A 19,834-nucleotide genomic window follows, 5' to 3' on the forward strand; every position below is an offset into this window, starting at 1 on the left:
TTTTGCTTTGCTTTAATGATATGGCATTAGTAAACCGTTGTTTTAGCAATAGTGAGCTTCTTTTTAATCTTACTTATTTCGGGATCATCACTCTGAATTATCCCCTCTTTTTCAAGGCTTTCTATGTCTTTTTGCAAGGCATCATTAAAACTATCAAAAAATTGCGAGTTGCCATAGTGGGTATCATTAGGAAAATAGAGCTCTGATAAGCTTTTCGCATATTTATTAATAATTGCCTCCGCATCGTTATAACGTTTTAAAACTATCAAAGCAACAGCGAGGCTTTTTTGGGAAATTAGTTCCGAATTGAGATTTGAAAAAATTGTTTTTATTCTTTTCTCGTTAGAAGATTTGAGCGCTGTTTGCAATGCGCTTTCAAAATCCTTGCTAAGTATTTGATACCAAACAATCTCACTTGAAATTAAAGCTCTATTGCCATTATTTATTGCAGAGGTATCTATATTCAGCAGGTGTTGGCATTTTTGTAATCTTTGTATAAATTTTTTATAATCTCTGCCCCCCGCCTTATAATCAATAGCATTAACTCTTAACGTTATAATGCTATTATTCTCTACGTAATTTCTGAAACCAATGCTACTTAAATTTTTCATTTGTTCATTAAGCCGGGTAATTGTATCCAACCGACTTCTTTTAGAAGCGTTAGATCGTGTTGTATCGCTTAATAATCTAAAATAACTCCATACAGTTCGCTCGATGTCATCCACGTCCTCGGATTTCTTTACATCATCTAATGTAATAAGTCCTGTTGTCAGTCCGTCATACAAAGACAAATAGGGTTTACTGGAAGAATTAAATGCCTGCGTAGCGTTTTCGTAACCAGGGCTTAACTGCCAAACTTTCAAGCCTAAAGTTGAAATTGTGATAATACTATTGTTAATGAAAACTGCAGAATAAAAACCGTCGACACTAAGTTTGCGCCCTTTGAGATAGCTACCGCTGAAGGCGTATCTGATGGCGTTTTTCCTGTCACTCAAATCATATAATATGCCGCCCCATGAACCATATAAAAAAACGAAATGCCCATCGGGAGATATTATAATTTTCGATGGTATATCTCCTCCAAATGTTGAAGGTAAAGAAATTGGGTTTGGTGGTGTTTGGTTACTATCCACCGTATTAAAAAATTTAATTTTATATCCTCTTGTTAGCACAGCTGCTAGTCCACGCTTAGATATATCAACATCTAAAATACCGTTATCCGGGCCATTGCCCTTTGCTTGAATAAGCAGTTCCGGCTTCCTGTCCTTGGCAAACTTTAGTAGGCCTAAAGAACCATCCTTCCACCCCAATATTACACGGTTACGGTATAAATCCGATTTCATAACCGTTATTTGTCCCAGCGGCATGCTGGCTTCTATCGGCATGATATTTAAACCATCAACCGTACATTTATACAAACTATATCTTGCTGTATCATACAGCATTTTTTTTGAACTTTCCGTTGCATTTTTGGCACTGCCCGATCTTGCAAATATGATCTGCCTCTCACCTGGTAAAAAGCAAGCTAAAGAAAATCGACCTTTAAATGGCGCGTCCACACTTTTAGTTTTTGCCGGAACCAGGCCTCGCTTATAAATTTTTTGCGACGAAAAAAAATAAAACATCTGCTGTTCCTTGTCATAATAATTATCTTTTATAGCTAAAGGTTCAAAATCAGTAGTATAAGCTCGGCGCACATCAGCAGCCAATGCGTTGTAATCTAAATATTGAATGGTGTCAACGGCTTCTAATTTTTTGCCTGCAAACCTATAGCGATAACTCGTTCGGGCATCGGATAAAACCATCGTTAATGAATCTAAAAGATAAATGCTTCCAGGGTATGAATATGAATATCTGCCAATTGAAAACTGCTGTTGATAGAATCGGTAATTTTTTAAAATATTTTGGGATATATTCTTAACTACCTCATTTGAATCTATTTTTAAAGCCATAACAGACCGTGCGAGGGCCAGATTTGTAGTTATGTTGCCTGAGTCGGCCAGGGCACTCACAGCTATATTTAATGATTTAATTATTCGCGCTGTATCTGCCCTTTCCTTTTCATTTAGGTCGTACAGATAATAGGGCTTCAGCAGTTTTATTGCCTTCTTCTGCAAATCCAACGATAGGCCGTTATAAAACTTCGAAAACGTTATTCTAAAAGAAGCTGATGCATCCTCCGCAGCCCGTTTTTGGTCCCGCACCTGTATGATAGCTATCAACAAAATCAACCCAATAATACCTCCGGCTACTGAAATTATTCGCCGGGTAAAAGTACGGCGCCTTTCTGCCGCCTCTTTTTTAACTGATTGTTCAGCTTTGTCCTCTTCTGCCGTTAAATAGTCTATATTCTTCTTGTAAAGCTCCAGTTTTAACTGCCTTATTTCTGTATCCGACTTTTGCTTATCCTCTTCATCAATTTTCTGATATCGCAATGCCCAATATGCATTGTGCTTTTCCTCATCTCTCCATCTTATAAGACCGTTCAACAGAAAACGCGATAAATCTTCACTATTCTTACGTCGTTCATCCAGGCGATTATAACGGTCGGCATTTTCGGCTTCTTGTTTTGCCCAGTCTTTTAACCGCAACCAGTTGCGCATTAAACTTTCGTGAACAATATCCAACATTATGAACCTGTGCAGATCCGTATCTGGTGGCGGCATAATAAACGATGTTCCCACTGCCCTAAATTCATTAATCACATCGTTAATTTGGCTGGTATCGCTTGTTATTACCTTAGCAATGTTATAAATATTAACAAGTTCGGTTGGCCGCCTACCTCCCTTTTCTTCAGACGAGGCATCAGTTAATGCCTGAAATATTATTTTTGCGATCTCCTGCTTTTCGGATAACCCATCTTTATTTTTAGGGGCGTCCTTGCCAATTTCCGTAAATACTTCTTCTGCATGCCATTCTATTGCTTCCTTAATGCCACCAATTTTCTCATAGTCGTAATTAGTTATCCTTTTATTTTCAGGATGATTGGCAACAGCATATTTAAAAGTGCGCATAAGGGCATGCTGCAATATGGGTAATTGGTCCTGGTTATCCTTTGCGCTGCCATTCTCTATTTCATTAACCAGCATTTCTGTTAATGACTGATCAATCTCCCAGCCGCTTCTTGTTATAGGACCGTTTATTACCTTCCTAACCTGGTCGCGTTCCAACTGCGGAACAAGATATTGGCTCTTATTTATGTCTTCGGGTAAGCCTCTAAATTTCACGCACTCACCTAAAAACTCCGACCGCATGGTGGTTACCAGGTATATATTGGGATTTAAGCCGGATGAAGCTTGCCTCAGTAATTTGACAAAATGCTGCTCTATGTCGCGCTTACTGATGTTTTTGCTCTTTAATTCCTTTCTGTCAAATCTGAATAATTCCTCAAACTGATCGATGATGATCAGCAATTTTTGCTTTTCATGAAGTAATTGGTCAAATACCTCCAAAATACCGAAAGTAGATTTCTGAAGCAGTACTTCCAGCTTATCAGACTTTTCAAGTATTTCCCGCTTGTAGCGCTCATTTAAATTTTCACCTTCAGGATACTCGGGAAAATCAATGTTTGCAAATGCAACAGATAGGTTTTTTATAGGATCCCGTCCGGGTCTGCATATAACAATTTTCCAATCGCTGCCTGTATTGCTAATTCGCCCGCCAAATAAAGCCGGGATGAGGCCGGCACGAACCAGCGATGATTTACCGGAGCCTGAACTTCCTAAAACGGCCAAAAAATTATTGGTATCCAGCCTTTTTAGCAACTCTTTCACCTGGTTATCTCTTCCATAAAACAGTTCGTGCTCGGTGGTTTTAAATGGACGCATACCCGGAAAAGGGCATTCAGCAATTGCCTCAGGAGATAACTGTATAAGTTTTGATCCTTCATACTGCACTCTCCAGTAAAACTCATCAACTTCAAATGGAGGCTCATTTTGATAAAGGTCGTTGTCGGCGTCAACCGATGAGGTTTGAGATGAAACTTTTATTTCAGATGCCATGACAGTTTGATGAGTTTTTAAGGTTAGTGATAAACTGATCTACATATTGCCTTATCAGGCCTTCCTCCTGCATTACTAAAAAAGCCTTATTGTTTACGTCCCGTTCCAACTTATCTATCTTATCCGGATTATCTATATAAACTGCCCTTGAACATCGACTAAACATTTTCTGAATCTGATCTTGCCAATGGCAGTACCAGTTAATGGTTGAATTACCATAAAATATAATTACACCTTCAGATATGTTTAGATAATTTTCAATAACATCGTTAGTATAGTTAGGCGGAGCAAAGTCGCTAAGTATCTCACCTCTTCCTTCCAGTTCCCGCTTTAGTTTTATTCTGATTGGCGACCCATGATCTTTTTCAAAATCATACATCATAAAAACACTTAATTTCGGCAGGAATATTTTCTTTTTGTTATCAATTATTTCCTGGCGCTTAATTTCGTTCACTTTAATATTGTCCGTCAAATCGCTTGGTAAGCCTTTGATAATGGTACATGCCTTCATTTCTGCAGGTAGCTTATCTTCCAGATCCGGCGAACTGAGCCAGATCAATGAAGATTTAAACTCCGAATTTTGAGTGTTTTTAAATGCAAAATCGAACATGCCCCGCTCCGCGCCATCATTTATTTCATTTTGTGATGTAAAAATGTGTACAGTATAAAGGGAGTTGGCCATCTCCTCTTCAAATTTGGCTTCATCAAAGGGCTGAATAAGCGTGAATTCCCAACTCTGATATTTTTTTTCCCGTTCTATTTGGCTAGCCAATGCATCGGCCAACATAAGCGCAATATGTGATTTTACCGGCGCCAGCAGTATCTTCTTTTGATAATTCTCCTGCTCCCTTATCGTAATTGCCTGCTCCTTTTGCTCAAGCCCTTGCCCCGATACTTCATGATCTTCCCCAACAATGCCAAAATTATTTATTCGTACCTCGCCTATCAGTGCAGTTATTTTGCGTTGAAATTCGGTATAGTACCTGTCAAGCTCGTGCGTAAGATCACTAAAAAAGGTGCCTTTTGGAAAGCCCTGGAATACCATTACCTCATCAAGTTCGTCGAGGATACAATGCCTTACAAAAACAGGTACTAAATAACATTTGCCAGCCCGGTGTCGGTCAAGAGCCTGCTTCAATTCTATTTCCTGAATATATCTTGATGAAAGAAAGTCAATACTGATTAGGAACAATACGATGTCTGCTTCATTAAGGCGAGCCTTTATAGTTTGATCCCAGCTTTTAGCCAAGCCAAGTTCACCATCGTCCCAAATGGTGATATTTTCATGTTGGGCGTACCTTAACCATTTCTTTATGTCCAGCAAATAATTTTTATCCTGAGACGCATAAGAAATGAATATTTTAACAGCATTTTTCATTTGTGCCATGATATTAAGGTTATAGGTGAATAAATTTTACGATATAAAACCGTATTAATTCTGAAAATATCTATAAGGTCTGATTCAACTTTTTGGCAAACTCTGATGATGCATTAAATCCAAGTCCATAAAAGCCCGGACCGGGTCACGCTTTTATCAGAATAATCGTCTCGGAAAATTTGTGATAAGACTTTCCAATTGATAACGCTTAGGTTATAAAGCTACAAAACGCCATATTTAATAACAAGGGATTTATAAAATAAATATCGAAAAAATACTACATAAAACATTGATAATCTTTAATATAACTAATTAACCAACAGGAAATAACAAGAAAAAAGACGATATATATTTTCCAGGCAGATAATATTTATTCTTTCGTTAAAAATTTAAACCAACGGATATCCTAACTGACATACACACTGAAGATCAATCGTTTACTATAAGTCTGTTCGATGCTATACCAATGCCTTGATATAGCACCAAAAGTTCACCCTGGACAACCTATAACATTAAGCCGGCAACACGAATGAACTTCTTAATTATATGGAAGAGTTAACAGGTAACAATAATTACTGAAATGAGGCTGTATCATAAATCAAATTGCCCCCTGGTGTTTTGTTACCTATGAATTGAAATTTAGCCGATAATATTTATCCAAAATGGGGGTTACATGTTTTTCAACAAAAACACAATCAATTAACTGATTATAAAATATATAAGTAAATATTAACCCTAAATTGTGTTAACCCTGTTAACCCCCTTTTTTAGTAGAGTTAATCCAACCAAAACCATATATCGTTTAAGTAGCTGAAAAGAAAAGAGGCTGATCATGGTGATTTATGATACAGCCTCGTTTATCAGGTATACTAAGCCCGCCCCCAGTCCGCTTTTTAGTCAAGCTTTTTCCGCAGCCATTTACGAACCGGCTCATCATACCATTTCAAAGTGATATACGCCAGGATAACTGCCCCTATCAAAATAGCTAAGGCATAAGGCCAGGCCTGTACAATAGTTACACCTTTATGATTGCTGATCCATGCCACATAAAAATAAACCAGCGGATAATGAACCAGGTAAAGCGGATAGGATATATCACCCAGGAATTTGCATATCCTGTTTTCTTTTTGAGTTTGTATCACGCCGCTGGCGCCAAAGTAAACGATAAGCGGGAAAACAATAATAATGCAAACTGATTCATAAATCCCGTTCATCCAAAGATGATTGGCGCCGCCGATGCGCGGCATGTATAGTACGATAGCCACTAACAAACTACACCACAAAAATGCATTTTTAATGCGGGTAGGTTTTACCACGCGTGAAAGCAACAGGCCGGCAAAGAAAGGGTATATTGTACGGGTTAACCCTACGCGTACCTGTTCTGCATTTAAAGTCCAACCACCGCTAACATCTCCATTAGTTATAGCCATATGCGCCAGTGTTACAGCTGCAATGCAAACTAATACTGTCAATGTTGTTTTTGAAAACTTTCTGATCCAAACCGCATAAAGAATATTGGCGATGTACTCAAAAAATAACGACCAACCTACACTATTCATAGGGTGCATCTCTTCCCAGCCACGTATATCAAGCGATAAAGGCACCGGCAGGATGGTATAACCAATCAGCATTACCAGCAGCATTTTCCACACAGGTACAGTATGGATAAGCGGCCATATAGTAGAGTCGGTAAAATAGAATCCGATAGCGCCCAGGGTCATCCCCAAAACCACCATGGGTTGAAGGCGCTCTATCCTGCGCTTAAAAAAACTGCCAACTGTCATTTTATCCCAGCGATCGTCATAAGCGTAGCCTATAACAAAACCTGATAACAGGAAAAAGAAATCGACAGCCAGGTAGCCGTGATTAACGATGATATCCAGGTGACCAGTCCCCAGCGGTTCGGTTAGGTGAAAGGTAACTACGATAATGGCTGCAACTCCGCGTAAACCATCCAATATCGGGTAATGTGGTTTAGTACTTAAGTTGTTATTATTCATTTTACAGGATAAAAGAATAGGGCGCTGATATTATAAGAGCCACATACAGTCCTGTCAATCTTAACAGAAAAGCCGTATGTGACTCTTAAATATTTACCCGGGAAATTACTTTGCGTTCAGTTTATCAGCCAGCATTTTCATATAAAAGCCACCTACTACACTCCTTGCTTTAAAGTTTTCCCTGATACCTGTATTTGAATCATAAAAATCATTGAGCGGCACACGTGACGGGGTTTCCAAAGCGTGGATATAAAGCGGCTTGATCAATGCTTCGAACTGATCCTTTTGAGGAGCAAAAGTTGCTGTCCAGGCTATCCAATCGTTCTTGGTATATGCTTTACGGCTATCCAGCGGAATACCGAACTTATTTATTTTAGTAAGGTAATACCGGGTTTCGGTATCATACACTTTCTGAGGGAATAAATGCAGCCCCAGCACCTTGTCCCAAACCAGGTTATATTTCTGGCTCCAGGTATCTTTGCTATCGAAAGTGAGCGCATAGTGATCGCCTGCATCAGCCATCTTTATCCACTCAGGTACCATGCCTTCGGCTATGGTGCGATATTTTTTAGCAGTTTCCGTTTCACCTAATGTTTCGGCCATTTGTGCATAACAAGCTATTGCAACAATGGCTTTTACCGATAAGTTGGCGTTACGTGCCAAATGTCCGGCAAAATCATCTGTACATAACTGGGTTTTCGGATCCAAACCTTCTTTGGCAAGGTAATCAACCCAGGTAGTTAACGTTTGCCAGTGTTTTTTTGCATAACCGGCATTGCCTTCCGCTTTGGCAATAGCAGCACAAAGGATGATCATGTTACCAGATTCCTCTACCGGCATTGGCTCGCCGTAAGTCTGCCCGTTGGCCTTTGGATAAGTGCCCAGATCGTGCGCAGCCCATGGGTGCGGATATTTGCCTGTTTCACTGAAATGAAATATCCCGTTTAACATGCCCTGTACCAGTTCCGGGGTATAGATAAGGTATAACGGGGCAGATGGGTAAGTGACATCAACGGTATTAATAAAGCCGCCGCTATTATTTTCTTTGGATAGCCATAAGGTTTCACCTGCAGGGCTTTTTACCAGCGCATGCGCAGCAATGCTTTGACGATAGGCCAATACGCACAAATGGGCATATTCTTTTCCTCCCGAGCGTAAGGCGTCCGCATAAACCTCTTTATCAAAGGCACTACACTTTTGCATAACAGCCTGGTATTCATTCAAGGCATCGGTCAATTCGCCTTCAATGGTAGCTTTACCCGAGTTATTCCACCATGGCCTTAAATTGGTATTGAAATACTGTACCGAAACCCCTTCGTCATAACCTAACTCAACAAAACGCTCAACAGCGGTTTTACCAACAGTGCCGAAAGGAACAATCGTATTTAATGAAAGTGAACGGCCTTTAGTTTCGGTTGATAAAACAGATCCCTTCCTGAATGCGTCGGCGGCTTCGCTGCCTTTGGTAATAAATTGAACCGCTCCTGCAGTTTTTGGCGTAGCTGCATAAAAATATCCCCAGTCTATACGCATATCATCGCCTCCCTTTTGAAGAACAGGCTGCTCAACAGTACCGGTTTTCAAGACTGAAAGCCTGGCAGTAACATATTTTTGTGCACTAACTGCCTGGGTAGGCTGATAGACTGCGATATCAGATGACGCACCGAGAAAAATCTTTACAGCGTGATTTTTTCCGTCGTTTGCATTCACTTTATAAGTGATATACGAAACCGGACGGGATAATAAATTCAGGTCATTCAACAACAGTGGTGAAGTAAATGTTAGCTGAAGATCCACTTTTCCGGCGGCGAAATTGTAAACGGTTTGCGTTGCCTTAACTTCTACATTTTTTTGTTCGGCCAGTGATATTTGAGCGGCATTGTCTTTCAATTTATCAACAAGGCCAAAATCTAAAAAGCGGCCCCCCGCCGAATTAGCGAGATGGATGGCAATCACGTTCTGCCCTGCATTAAGTGCGCTTTTATTGACCGGATAATATTGAAAACTACTTGTCCAGCCTTTCTTTTCGTAAACCCTGGTGCCATTCAGAAACACCTCAACATTATCGTCATGGTTCAGTTTCAGAAAAAGTTCATTAATGGCAGAGACCGAGTTAGGATTAAAAGTCCGCCTTACCCAAATGTCGTCCGATTTCCATAGCGTTTTTATGCTCTTCTCATCGTCGCCAATCGGTGCCTGTCCCGACTTCCAGCCGGTAGTACCATATTTTAACGAGGTCCAGTCGCCCTCTGGCTTATTTTCTGTATAACTAACGTTATAAGCCGCTTCATCAGAAGCGTTTAATATTGTTTTATATTTGGTTTGCTCTTTTCCCAGGAAACGATAAATCTTCCCATCCACATTAATCAGCCCCAATAGTGAGTGTTCGGCCCCTGTCCAATGTGTTGTGGTAGCGTTGTTCAGCTGATCGGTGTTTGACCAGATGCTAAAGTAGGTGTTGTGAGTGATCAGCGGATAAGCAGGTGCTTTTCTTTCCTGTGCCTGCATAGTACCGGCCGAATATGCACAGGCCAGTACGACCAATGACTTAAGTCGGTTAGATTGGTTCATGGATAGTATATAATTGATATTTTATTCAAATCGTAAAAGTAGGTAAAAGCATTGCCCGGATATCTTCATATTGTATCAAAGTGGGCGCATATTGTCTCATTTTCGCATGTTTCACTCAAAACCCGGGGGAGTTTACCGGGTTACAGCAAAAAGCTATGTGCATCAATTGGCAAGATAATAAGCTTTGAGATTAACGGTTTCCCATTCATTTATAGTAAGGCATTCTATAATTTTGATTTCAGCCTGCTTAAACCTTCTTGTGTAATATTCAAATAATTAGCCACCAATCTGTTGGGTAAACGTTTTATAATTTCAGGGTTTTCTTTAAGCAGTAGTAAATAGCGCTCGGTAGCATCATTGGTAATAAAACTCATCAACCGGTTGGTATTTATCACGTAGGCGTATTCCAGTTGATGGCGATAGAACTTTTCCCATGCGGGCAATGTTTCTACCAGGTGGTAAAAATCCTTCCTGTCCATATAAAGCAGCTCTGAATCCATTACAGCTTCAATATATTCATTCGAAGGGTTTTCGGTAATAAACGACACCATCGAAGATGATGCATCATTTTCAAATATGATCCTCCGGGTAACTTCTGTGCCAACGTCCTTTATAAAATAAATCCGCAAGCAACCCTTCACAACAAAATACATCCTGTTTGACAAACCACCTTCGTGTAATAAAATTTCTTTCTTTTTAACCGTACGCGATTTAAAATATGAAAGGATCAACTGCAAATCTTCATCACTCATTTTAACCTTTTTCAGGATGTATTTGGCCAATGCTTCTTTCATAAATATGCAATAGAGTTTATTACCTGATAAAATTATGCGTTTTGCTTAAAGAATTTGGGGTAAATTAACAACGCGGCAAACAACGCAATAAATGCGTTTATCAAAAATACTTTATCAAAGCCATATGTTATTGACTGTGGTGAACCGCCCATTTTTGAGGTACCCGACACACCCGACAAAACAGCGAATATAACCCCAATAACTGTTGTGCCGGTTATTTGCCCTAAAATCCGCGATAACGACAGAAAACCACTGAGCAGCCCGCGCTGGTCTGGCCGCGCTACTTCCATAACAACGGTGTTGTTAGGCGTTTTAAAAAAGTTTAACCCCAACGCAATTATTCCTATCCGCCAAAGGTAACCTGCAATATTTTGAGCCGGGGTAATTGTACTCATGCAAAAGCATCCAATTGCTATAGTAAGTACAGCATAAAACATCACATTTTTTGCACCATACTTATCTGCAATTTTACCTGCATAAATACTTAGCGCAACAGTTAATAAAGGCCCGAAAGACATAATTAATCCAACCTGTACCAGGCTGTAATTGGCTGCTTTTGAAAGATAGAACGGCGGCAATATTACTGTAGTAATAATTACTGTGTAAACAAGTACCGTACCAAGCAGATTTTTACTGATAAGCCTGTTTCTAAAAATAGCGACATTTATTAACGGATGGGTTATCCTTTTCTCCAATTCAATAAATGAAAATAAACCAACAACAGTAATTGCTAATAATATTAAAACTAAAGGGTTGCTAAAACCACTTTTTTCAATCATTGTCATACCAATACAATAGCACGATAAGGTTACTGCCAATAAAACTATTCCACCCCAATCAATAGAGATATTTTTTTTAATGGCAGGGCTCAATATATACTTGTAGCCCAATCCGTAAGCTACTATTCCAAACGGAACATTTACTAAAAACATAGACTGCCACCCAAAAGTAGAGAGCAATATGCCGCCAATGGTTGGCCCGCTTGCAATGCCCAGTGCGGTTATCGTTGATAAAATACCCATTATTTTGCCAAGCTGCTTTTTGGGCGTAAGCTCGGTTGCAATAGCCATACTTAAGGCCAATATTAAGGCTGCCCCCAAACCTTGTAAACCGCGAAATACGATAAATAACGTTGCGTTGTTTGATATGCCACAAAGCAGGGACGCCATTGTAAATATTACAATACCCGCCAGGTACAATTTCTTTTTACCTACAATATCGCCAAGCCTGCCTACAGCGGTAATTAAAGCGGTAAGCACAAGCAGGTAGGCCAGTACAAACCACTGCGCCGCGGCAAAAGTTGTTTTTAGCGTTTTGATCATGGTTGGCAATCCTACGCTCACAATACTTGTGTCAAGGTTCATCATAAACAAGCTAATGGAAATACCGGCAATAGCAATGTTCAGGTTGGCTATATTGTGGGTAGGCTTTTCTTCAATATCGATGTTATGTAAGGTTTCTAATGTTTCTGTTTTCATGCTACAAAATTGAAAAGCAGAAAATGAATAAACATTGATGTGTGTTAAAAAATGGAGGAAGATGGAAGTTATTTTAAATCCTGCTGATTTGCTGATTTACGAGATGAAAAGAACAAGAATCTGTGTCATGATTGACCGGCGTTGGCACGTATATTTCTCCTAACTTTTGGGGCCGGTCCTCCGGAATCACACTTTTGAGCAAAATATTATGGCATAAAAAAAGCCTCACAGACATGTGAGGCTTTTGCTCCTGAGGCTGGGCTCGAACCAGCGACCCTCTGATTAACAGTCAGATGCTCTAACCGGCTGAGCTACTCAGGAATCTAATCCGGTTTGGAGTGGGGCAAAGGTAAAAACTCGTCGGATATTTCACAATTTTTATTCAAAAAAATTTCAAATATTTTTTACCTGCTTTTTTACCTGCTGATTTCCTGGCATTTATCATTCCACCACATACTACAGGCTCTTCAACAACTGGTAAATTTCCCTGCAGATCTTGTTTTTTCCACTATTAAGCTCACAAAATCTGCCTGCATAATGTTTTAACTGATGAAAATTGGTGTTACAAATGGGCGCTGATGAATGATTATCCCTTAATTTTCGCAATATTTGCGGCGAAAAAATATAAATATCTTTACATGAGTTTGTTAGTTATTGGCACTGTGGCGTTTGATGCCATTGAAACCCCTTTTGGTAAAACCGATAAAATAGTAGGCGGCTCTGCAACTTTTGCAAGTTTGGGCGCTTCTTACTTTTATGATAAAATAAAAATTGTTGCTGTTGTTGGCGATGATTTTCCGCAGCACGAAATTGAAGACCTGCAAAAGCACAATGTCAATACTGAAGGTTTACAGATAAAAGAGGGCGAAAAATCATTTTTCTGGAGTGGCCGATACCATAATGACATGAACAGCCGCGATACCCTGGTTACCGAGCTTAATGTACTGGAAGCTTTTGATCCAATCATCCCTGACAGCTACCAGGATTGCGAATACCTGATGCTGGGCAATCTTTCGCCGCAGGTGCAGCAAACGGTTATCAATCGCCTTAAAAACCGCCCTAAGCTTATTGTAATGGACACCATGAACTTTTGGATGGACATCGCCCTTGATGAGCTTTTAAAAACCATCCAAATGGTTGATGTTTTAACCATCAATGATGCCGAGGCCCGCCAATTATCAGGTGAATTTTCACTGGTTAAAGCTGCCCGCAAAATATTAACCATGGGCCCTAAATACCTCATCATTAAAAAAGGCGAGCATGGTGCTTTATTGTTCCATGAAAATCAGATCTTCAGCGCCCCTGCCCTTCCGTTGGCCGAAGTATTTGACCCTACGGGCGCCGGCGATACTTTTGCAGGTGGCTTTATTGGCTATATGGCCAAAGTGGGTACCGTTAACTTCAACAACATGAAAAACGCCATCATCTTTGGTTCGGCACTGGCCTCATTCTGCGTTGAAAAATTTGGTTCAGAAAGATTAAGAAACCTTAGTGAAGAAGAGATAGCCAACCGCATACAGGAGTTTGTTGGTCTTGCTAAATTTGAATTGTAACACCCCACCTAAATCCTCCCCAAAGGGGAGGACTCAAAAAACATATTAACTCGTTCCTCCCTCTCCTTTGGAGAGGGCTGGGGTGAGCTGACCGACCTTTTTAAACTTCTCAAATACCGTTTCAGTATGCGGGGCATCGGCAAGTTCATCTGTCAGGTCCTGGCCCGCCCAGTGCTCATAATGTTTACCGTTACGCCATAAACGGCTTTCAGTAACGTCATAAATATCGCCTTTATAAGCCACCCAGATCTGGGGTTTATCCTGACCATTACGCAAGGCCAGCTGCGATTTAGTATATACTGGCAGCTCAATCATCAACTTAACTTTCGTTGTTTAAAGTACTCAAAGAAACCAATATTCATGAGCAATAAAGCCATCAGGTAAAAATGATCCTCAAATGGGATAGTACCAACGCGTTTCCCAATATTCTCGGCATTGTTATACAGCACAATGGGTATGGAGGTTAATATGCCATTTACAATATAAAACGGCAAAAGGGCCACAAAATAGGCCAGGTAATACCGGTTAAGCCAATCGGCTTTAAAAACGTACTGGATCAGTAAAACCAATACCAGCAATAATCCAAAAGTAACCGTGGTGTAAAGCCGGTCGTGATAAAATATCAGCATTAAAATAGCCAGTAATATCATCAGGCTGCTTATAATACTTGTAAGCCTGTATGGCATCAGCCATTTTACATAATAATTAAGGCAGGCATAAATGAATATGCAGGAAAAAGGCACTGTTAAAAAGAACAGAATTTCCTCTAAAGGCAAACCGAAAAACTTAATACCGATAATGTATGCCGAATTGAATGACCATACCCCCTTAATGGTAAAAAGCACGTCCCAAAACAAAAAAAACAAACCGGTTATGGCCATGCCCGGCCATATAAACTTCCAGCTTTTGTAAAAAGCTACCCTTTTATCAAACGAAAGCATCACCGGAAAAAAAACCGTGAGCAAATTGATCAATAAATAGGCGTGTCTCACGTAAGTTCGGTTAAATGTTTATTAAGGATTTGGTTTTGGGCGGGTGTACATCTTTTTGAATGGATCAGGAATTTGATGATCGCTATGGTCAATTCCTTATCAGCAGAGCCGTAATTCTTTTTATCCAGCTGCGCTATGATGTCTTCACTATCTACTGCAAGATCTTTGTTAAACCCTAAAATTGAAGGCACATTATGCTCGATGGAGAAGCGCATAAACCGGATCTCGATATTATGCGGATCGGCAGTTACGGCCTGTTTAAATACCTTCTCTGATCTGTTAAGATACTTTATTTTAGAATAGGGGTTCCAGGCATGTTTAGCTTTTAAGGCCAGTAACGCACCCACAAAGCCGTTCACAATGCCACTTTTTTCTTTAATATGATCAAGGCTGTTATACAATGAGTCGGTTAGCTGGCTTTTATCAATGGCAATAACCATTTGTTTGCGCAGTACTTTAAGATTAGGTTCTTCGGCTTTAACTGATTGCACAACGAATACCAGCGCCCAAATATTGGCTATAAAAAATATCTTTCTTAACATTAAATAGCATTTAATTTTTGCTGCAGCACAGCTTTGACATATAAACTCATTTTGCGCGCATCCGATACCCTGATGCGTTTTTGCAATATGACGCTGGCAGGTGTATAACTTATTTTTTTAAACAACTGCAGGTAGTAAATATAAGCAATATAAACTCCAAGCCGGGTGCCTACCGGTAAACGCTTAATACCTTCCAGTGCCTGGTCGAAGTCGTGTTTAATTTCGGCTTCAATGGCCAATTTATCCTCTTCGGTAAAATTATTGAAATCAATCCCCGGAAAATAGGTACGACCGCGTTCGGTATAATCGGCCTTAACATCGCGCAAAAAATTCACTTTCTGAAAGGCTGCACCCAGGCTCCTTGCATTGGGAATAAGCGACTGATACAAAGCATCATCACTGGTAAATATCCTTAAACACATCAATCCGATAACTTCTGCCGAACCGTAGATGTATGTTTGATAGGTATCCTTATCATATGCCTTATTATCCAGATCCATCGCCATCGACCTCAGGAAAGCCCTGATCAATTCATGATCGATATGATACTGATTTACAATCTGCTGAAACGAATGAATAACCGGGTTAGTGCTTATCCCCTCTTTAATAGCACGAAAAGTTTCATCGCTAAACCTTTCAATCAACTGCTGCTGATCATAATTGTGAAAAGTATCCACAATTTCATCGGCATAACGCACAAAACCATAAATGGCATAAATTGGGTACCGGAACCTTTTATCGAAGGTTTTAATACCGAGACTGAATGAAGTGCTGTATTTTTTGGTTATCAGTTTACTGCATTCAAAACATGCTTCATCGTATAGGTTCATCATTGGCCTTTGCGTGGTCATTTGTTCAAAAGTACAAATTCAAAGCCGGATTGTTTTTTAATGAGCCTAAAACAATTTGCTTACCTTGGGCTTCACATTAAACATGAACAGCAGCAAGCATATTATTGTTATAGGTTCGGGCTTTGCAGGTTTATCGGCAGCCTGTGTTTTGGCTAAAGAAGGATATAAAGTTACCATACTGGAGAAAAACGATCAGCCCGGCGGCCGCGCCCGGGTTTGGGAGCAGGACGGCTTCCGGTTTGATATGGGGCCAAGCTGGTATTGGATGCCCGATGTGTTTGAAAACTTCTTCGCACTGTTCGGTAAAAAAACTGCCGATTATTATCAACTTAAAAGACTTGATCCCGGCTATCGCATTTATTACAGCCAAAACGAAATATTGGATGTACCTGCAAACATGGTCGAACTCGAAGCCCTGTTTGAACAAACAGAACCGGGCAGCAGCAAAGCATTAAAAGCGTTTTTAGCCCAGGCGGAGTATAAATATAAAGTTGGCATGGGCGAATATGTTTTCCGCCCCTCCCACTCCATCACTGAGTTTATTGATTTAAATCTCATCAAAAAAAGCTTCAGTATTCAACTGCTTACCAGCATGAGCAGTCATGTACGTAAGTATTTTAAAAACCCCAAACTGGTTAAGTTGCTTGAGTTCCCGGTATTGTTTTTAGGTGCTACCCCACAAAATACCCCGGCCATGTACAGCATGATGAATTATGCCGATCTATCGCTTGGAACCTGGTATCCCATGGGCGGGATGAACGAGATAGTAAAAGCGATGGTAAACCTGGCTACCGAACTCGGGGTTGAAATTAAATTGGATACTGAGGTTATAAAGATCAACGTAAAAGATAAACAGGTTGATACTATACAAACCAATAAAGGCCTATTTACTGCCGATATGGTAATTGCCGGGGCCGACTATGAACATGTTGACCAGCATTTAATTGATGCGCCTAATCGTAATTACACAAGCAAATATTGGGATAGCCGGACCATGTCGCCATCGAGCCTGCTGTTTTATATCGGCACTAATAAAAAAGTGCCGGGCATACAGCATCATAATTTATTTTTTGATGAGGATTTTGAGCTGCATGCCAAAGAAATTTACACTTCACCGCAATGGCCAACCGATCCATTATTTTACGTATGCTGTGCTTCAAAAACAGACAGTACCGTAGCTCCCGAGGGAGGAGAAAATCTGTTTTTCCTGATGCCAATAGCTCCGGGATTAAATGATGATGACGCCATCCGTGAAAAATATTTTAACCTGATGATAGACAGGTTTGCCCACATTACCGGGCAGGACATCCGCGATTCGATAGTGGTGAAACGCAGCTATGCATTAAATGATTTCAAGGCAGACTATCACTCATTTAAAGGCAACGCCTACGGTTTAGCAAACACACTTGCCCAAACCGCATTTTTTAAACCCGCCATGCGGGCCAAACATATCAGCAACCTGCTGTATACCGGCCAGCTTACAGTGCCGGGGCCGGGTGTGCCGCCGGCTATTATATCCGGGCAGGTAGTGGCTGCGGAGGCGATGAAGAAATTGCCGATTAAGTGCAACTCTTGATAAACACTAAAAAACATGTCATTGCGAGCGTAACGCGGCAATCGCATGGAAGTATAGCCGCTCTGTATAGCATGCGATTGCCGCGTCGCGCCATGCTCATTCCCGTTTGGCTCCTCGCAATGACATTTTTGTTTATAACAAAAAACCCGCCTCATGGGGCGGGTTTCCTATTATATGTATATGATGGAGTTTAATTGAACATTAATTCTCGGCATAAACGGGTTTGGCGATTCCGTTATCGTATGCTTTAAGGTTTTTCTTCAGCAGCTTGCGTGCTACGTGAATGCGGGTTTTTACAGTACCGATCGGGATATCCAGGTGATCGGCAATTTCATGGTATTTATGACCTTCAAAATACATGGTGAAGGGTACATAATAATCTTCGGGCAGCCTGTCTAAAGCTTTTTTAATATCATCCATTACAAATTTAGCTTCGCCCTGGTTTTTGGTTGAACTGAATACCAGGTTTGGTGATGAAATTTCATCACTTTTAGTAACGAAGGTGCTCATTTTAACAAAACGGCGATAGTTGTTGATGAATGTGTTTTTCATGATGGTATATAACCATCCTTTTAAATTGGTGCCTTCCTTAAACTTGTTGTAATAAGTTATGGCCTTCAACATTGTATCCTGGACAAGGTCGTTAGCATCGTCTGCGTCGTGCGTGAAGTGTAAAGCGTATGATCTTAAAGAAGTCGCCTGACGTAGTACAAGGGTGTTAAACTCAATCTTTGTCATTTTGTTAAAGTTTTGTGTTAACAATTAGACAAGCATGATGCCACTAACCTAAAGTGTGTAGTAAAAACTCCACATTTAAATATCAGTATTAAAATCCAACAATTGTGTATTTTTTACACTTTAATTACAATTACCACACTGAAAAAGAGAAAGTTACGATCAAATAAAATAAGAAAACAAACTTATTAAGCGGTCATTTGTAACAGGAATGTTATCCAGAACAAATTTTATTTAAAACAAAAATTCACTTTAAATAAAGTTATTTAACTAATAATATTAACCTCGCGTTGTAGTGTAACGCCAAATTTAGTGTACACACTGTCTATGATTTGCGACGAAAAGTTATACACTTCCTGCCCGGTAGCGCCCCCATGGTTCACCAATACAAGGGCCTGATTCTTCCATGTTCCTGTGTGGCCAACAGTTTTTCCCTTCCATCCGCATTGTTCAATGAGCCATCCGGCAGCCAGTTTTACACCACCATCGGCAGCAGGATAGTTGACCACATCCGGAAATTTAGCCTGAACCACAGCAAATTCTTCAGCACTGATCACCGGGTTTTTGAAGAAGCTGCCGGCATTACCAATGGTTGAAGGATCGGGCAGTTTAGATACCCGGATGTGTGCTACCACCTGCGATACATCTTTTATAGTAGGGTTTGAAATCCCTCTGTTTTGTAGTTCCTGTTCGATAGCACCGTACCTCGTATTGATGCTGGGTACCAGCGAAAGATGAAATTTTACAGATGCTATAATATATAGTCCTTTCAACTCTGCTTTGAACACGCTTTCGCGGTAACCGAATTTACAATCCTCTTTGTTGAACTCCCTGAAAGTACCGGTGGCTATTTCAAAAGCGCGACAGCTATGAAAAACATCTTTCAGTTCCACACCGTAGGCACCTATATTTTGAATCGGCGATGCCCCCACAGAACCCGGAATGAGGCTCAGGTTTTCGATACCCGCATAACCGTGGTCAACACAATAGTTTACCAGGCCGTTCCATACTTCACCGCCCCCAACTTCCACATAAACATCATTATGACTGATGCGGTGCTCGATACCCCGGATATTCATACGGATCACCAGCCCGTCAAAATCATCAACCATTAACATATTGCTGCCGCCGCCAAGTATCAATCGCTCCGTTTGCTGCCATTGCGGGTCGGCAAACAGTTCTGTTAGTTCATCTTCATGGGCTATTTCTACAAAGTAGCGGGCGCGGGTATCAATACCGAAAGTGTTAAAATTTTTGAGGGATACGTTTTCCTGTATTTGCAGCATGGTTTTTTTATGTCGAATTTCGGATGTTCGATTTCGGAATTTTGATTTCCAAAGCTCTTCAGCGCAAAAGTAATTAA

14 protein-coding genes and 1 tRNA gene are annotated in these 19,834 nt (G+C 40.4%); 2 read left to right on the forward strand and 13 right to left on the reverse strand.

Annotated features, from left to right (window positions below):
• Positions 1-26 precede the first annotated feature (26 nt).
• The 7 genes from ACEN9X_RS05475 to ACEN9X_RS05505 all read right to left on the reverse strand — a co-directional run bounded on the left by ACEN9X_RS05475 (position 27) and on the right by ACEN9X_RS05505 (position 12,543).
• Positions 27-4,001 carry a hypothetical protein gene (locus ACEN9X_RS05475; RefSeq protein WP_413669446.1) on the reverse strand — a complete coding sequence of 1,325 codons (3,975 nt, stop codon included), beginning with the start codon at positions 3,999-4,001 and terminating at the stop codon, positions 27-29.
• Positions 3,991-5,388: a toll/interleukin-1 receptor domain-containing protein gene (locus ACEN9X_RS05480; protein ID WP_413669447.1), complete on the reverse strand. Its 1,398-nt coding sequence runs from the start codon at positions 5,386-5,388 to the stop codon at positions 3,991-3,993. The genes ACEN9X_RS05475 and ACEN9X_RS05480 overlap by 11 nt, the downstream gene beginning before the upstream one ends.
• 884 nt (positions 5,389-6,272) lie before the next feature.
• Positions 6,273-7,379: an acyltransferase family protein gene (locus ACEN9X_RS05485; RefSeq protein ID WP_413669448.1), complete on the reverse strand. Its 1,107-nt coding sequence runs from the start codon at positions 7,377-7,379 to the stop codon at positions 6,273-6,275.
• Between the two features lie 105 nt (positions 7,380-7,484).
• Positions 7,485-9,950, reverse strand: a complete 2,466-nt coding sequence (locus ACEN9X_RS05490; RefSeq protein ID WP_413669449.1) for a glutaminase domain-containing protein — start codon at positions 9,948-9,950, stop codon at positions 7,485-7,487.
• Positions 9,951-10,174: 224 nt separating this feature from the next.
• On the reverse strand, positions 10,175-10,744 hold the full coding sequence (locus ACEN9X_RS05495) for a Crp/Fnr family transcriptional regulator (RefSeq protein ID WP_091217519.1): 570 nt from the start codon (positions 10,742-10,744) through the stop codon (positions 10,175-10,177).
• A gap of 32 nt (positions 10,745-10,776) precedes the next feature.
• The gene (locus tag ACEN9X_RS05500) at positions 10,777-12,222 is read right to left on the reverse strand and encodes an MFS transporter (protein ID WP_413669450.1); all 1,446 of its coding nucleotides are present in this window, start codon (positions 12,220-12,222) and stop codon (positions 10,777-10,779) included.
• A gap of 247 nt (positions 12,223-12,469) precedes the next feature.
• A tRNA-Asn gene (locus ACEN9X_RS05505) sits at positions 12,470-12,543 on the reverse strand.
• Between the two features lie 317 nt (positions 12,544-12,860).
• Between ACEN9X_RS05505 and ACEN9X_RS05510 the strand changes: the two genes are divergently transcribed.
• Positions 12,861-13,775, forward strand: a complete 915-nt coding sequence (locus tag ACEN9X_RS05510) for a PfkB family carbohydrate kinase (protein ID WP_413669451.1) — start codon at positions 12,861-12,863, stop codon at positions 13,773-13,775.
• A gap of 45 nt (positions 13,776-13,820) precedes the next feature.
• Here the strand turns inward: ACEN9X_RS05510 and ACEN9X_RS05515 are convergent, their stop codons facing one another.
• From ACEN9X_RS05515 to ACEN9X_RS05530, 4 genes are read right to left on the reverse strand one after another with little or no spacing between them, the layout of a single operon-like run.
• A complete protein-coding gene (locus tag ACEN9X_RS05515) occupies positions 13,821-14,090 on the reverse strand; it encodes a cytochrome b5 domain-containing protein (protein WP_413669452.1) in 270 nt (89 codons plus the stop codon).
• Positions 14,090-14,767, reverse strand: a complete 678-nt coding sequence (locus ACEN9X_RS05520; protein ID WP_413669453.1) for a lycopene cyclase domain-containing protein — start codon at positions 14,765-14,767, stop codon at positions 14,090-14,092. Before ACEN9X_RS05520 ends, ACEN9X_RS05515 begins: the two co-directional genes overlap by 1 nt.
• Positions 14,764-15,309, reverse strand: coding sequence for a hypothetical protein (locus tag ACEN9X_RS05525; protein ID WP_413669454.1), 546 nt, complete (start codon positions 15,307-15,309; stop codon positions 14,764-14,766). The genes ACEN9X_RS05520 and ACEN9X_RS05525 overlap by 4 nt, the downstream gene beginning before the upstream one ends.
• Positions 15,309-16,160, reverse strand: coding sequence for a phytoene/squalene synthase family protein (locus ACEN9X_RS05530; protein WP_413669455.1), 852 nt, complete (start codon positions 16,158-16,160; stop codon positions 15,309-15,311). The genes ACEN9X_RS05525 and ACEN9X_RS05530 overlap by 1 nt, the downstream gene beginning before the upstream one ends.
• 82 nt (positions 16,161-16,242) lie before the next feature.
• Between ACEN9X_RS05530 and ACEN9X_RS05535 the strand changes: the two genes are divergently transcribed.
• Positions 16,243-17,736 carry a phytoene desaturase family protein gene (locus ACEN9X_RS05535; RefSeq protein ID WP_413669456.1) on the forward strand — a complete coding sequence of 498 codons (1,494 nt, stop codon included), beginning with the start codon at positions 16,243-16,245 and terminating at the stop codon, positions 17,734-17,736.
• A 201-nt stretch (positions 17,737-17,937) separates the two neighbouring features.
• Here ACEN9X_RS05535 and ACEN9X_RS05540 read toward each other — a convergent pair whose 3' ends face one another.
• Positions 17,938-18,474, reverse strand: coding sequence for an RNA polymerase sigma factor (locus tag ACEN9X_RS05540; RefSeq protein ID WP_090528721.1), 537 nt, complete (start codon positions 18,472-18,474; stop codon positions 17,938-17,940).
• Between the two features lie 263 nt (positions 18,475-18,737).
• Positions 18,738-19,775 (reverse strand): UDP-N-acetylmuramate dehydrogenase, encoded by a 1,038-nt coding sequence (murB, locus tag ACEN9X_RS05545; RefSeq protein WP_413671113.1) that lies wholly within the window; start codon positions 19,773-19,775, stop codon positions 18,738-18,740.
• Positions 19,776-19,834: the final 59 nt, after the last annotated feature.

Source organism: Mucilaginibacter sp. Mucisp86 (assembly GCF_047324315.1).
In the GTDB taxonomy this organism is placed as follows: domain Bacteria; phylum Bacteroidota; class Bacteroidia; order Sphingobacteriales; family Sphingobacteriaceae; genus Mucilaginibacter.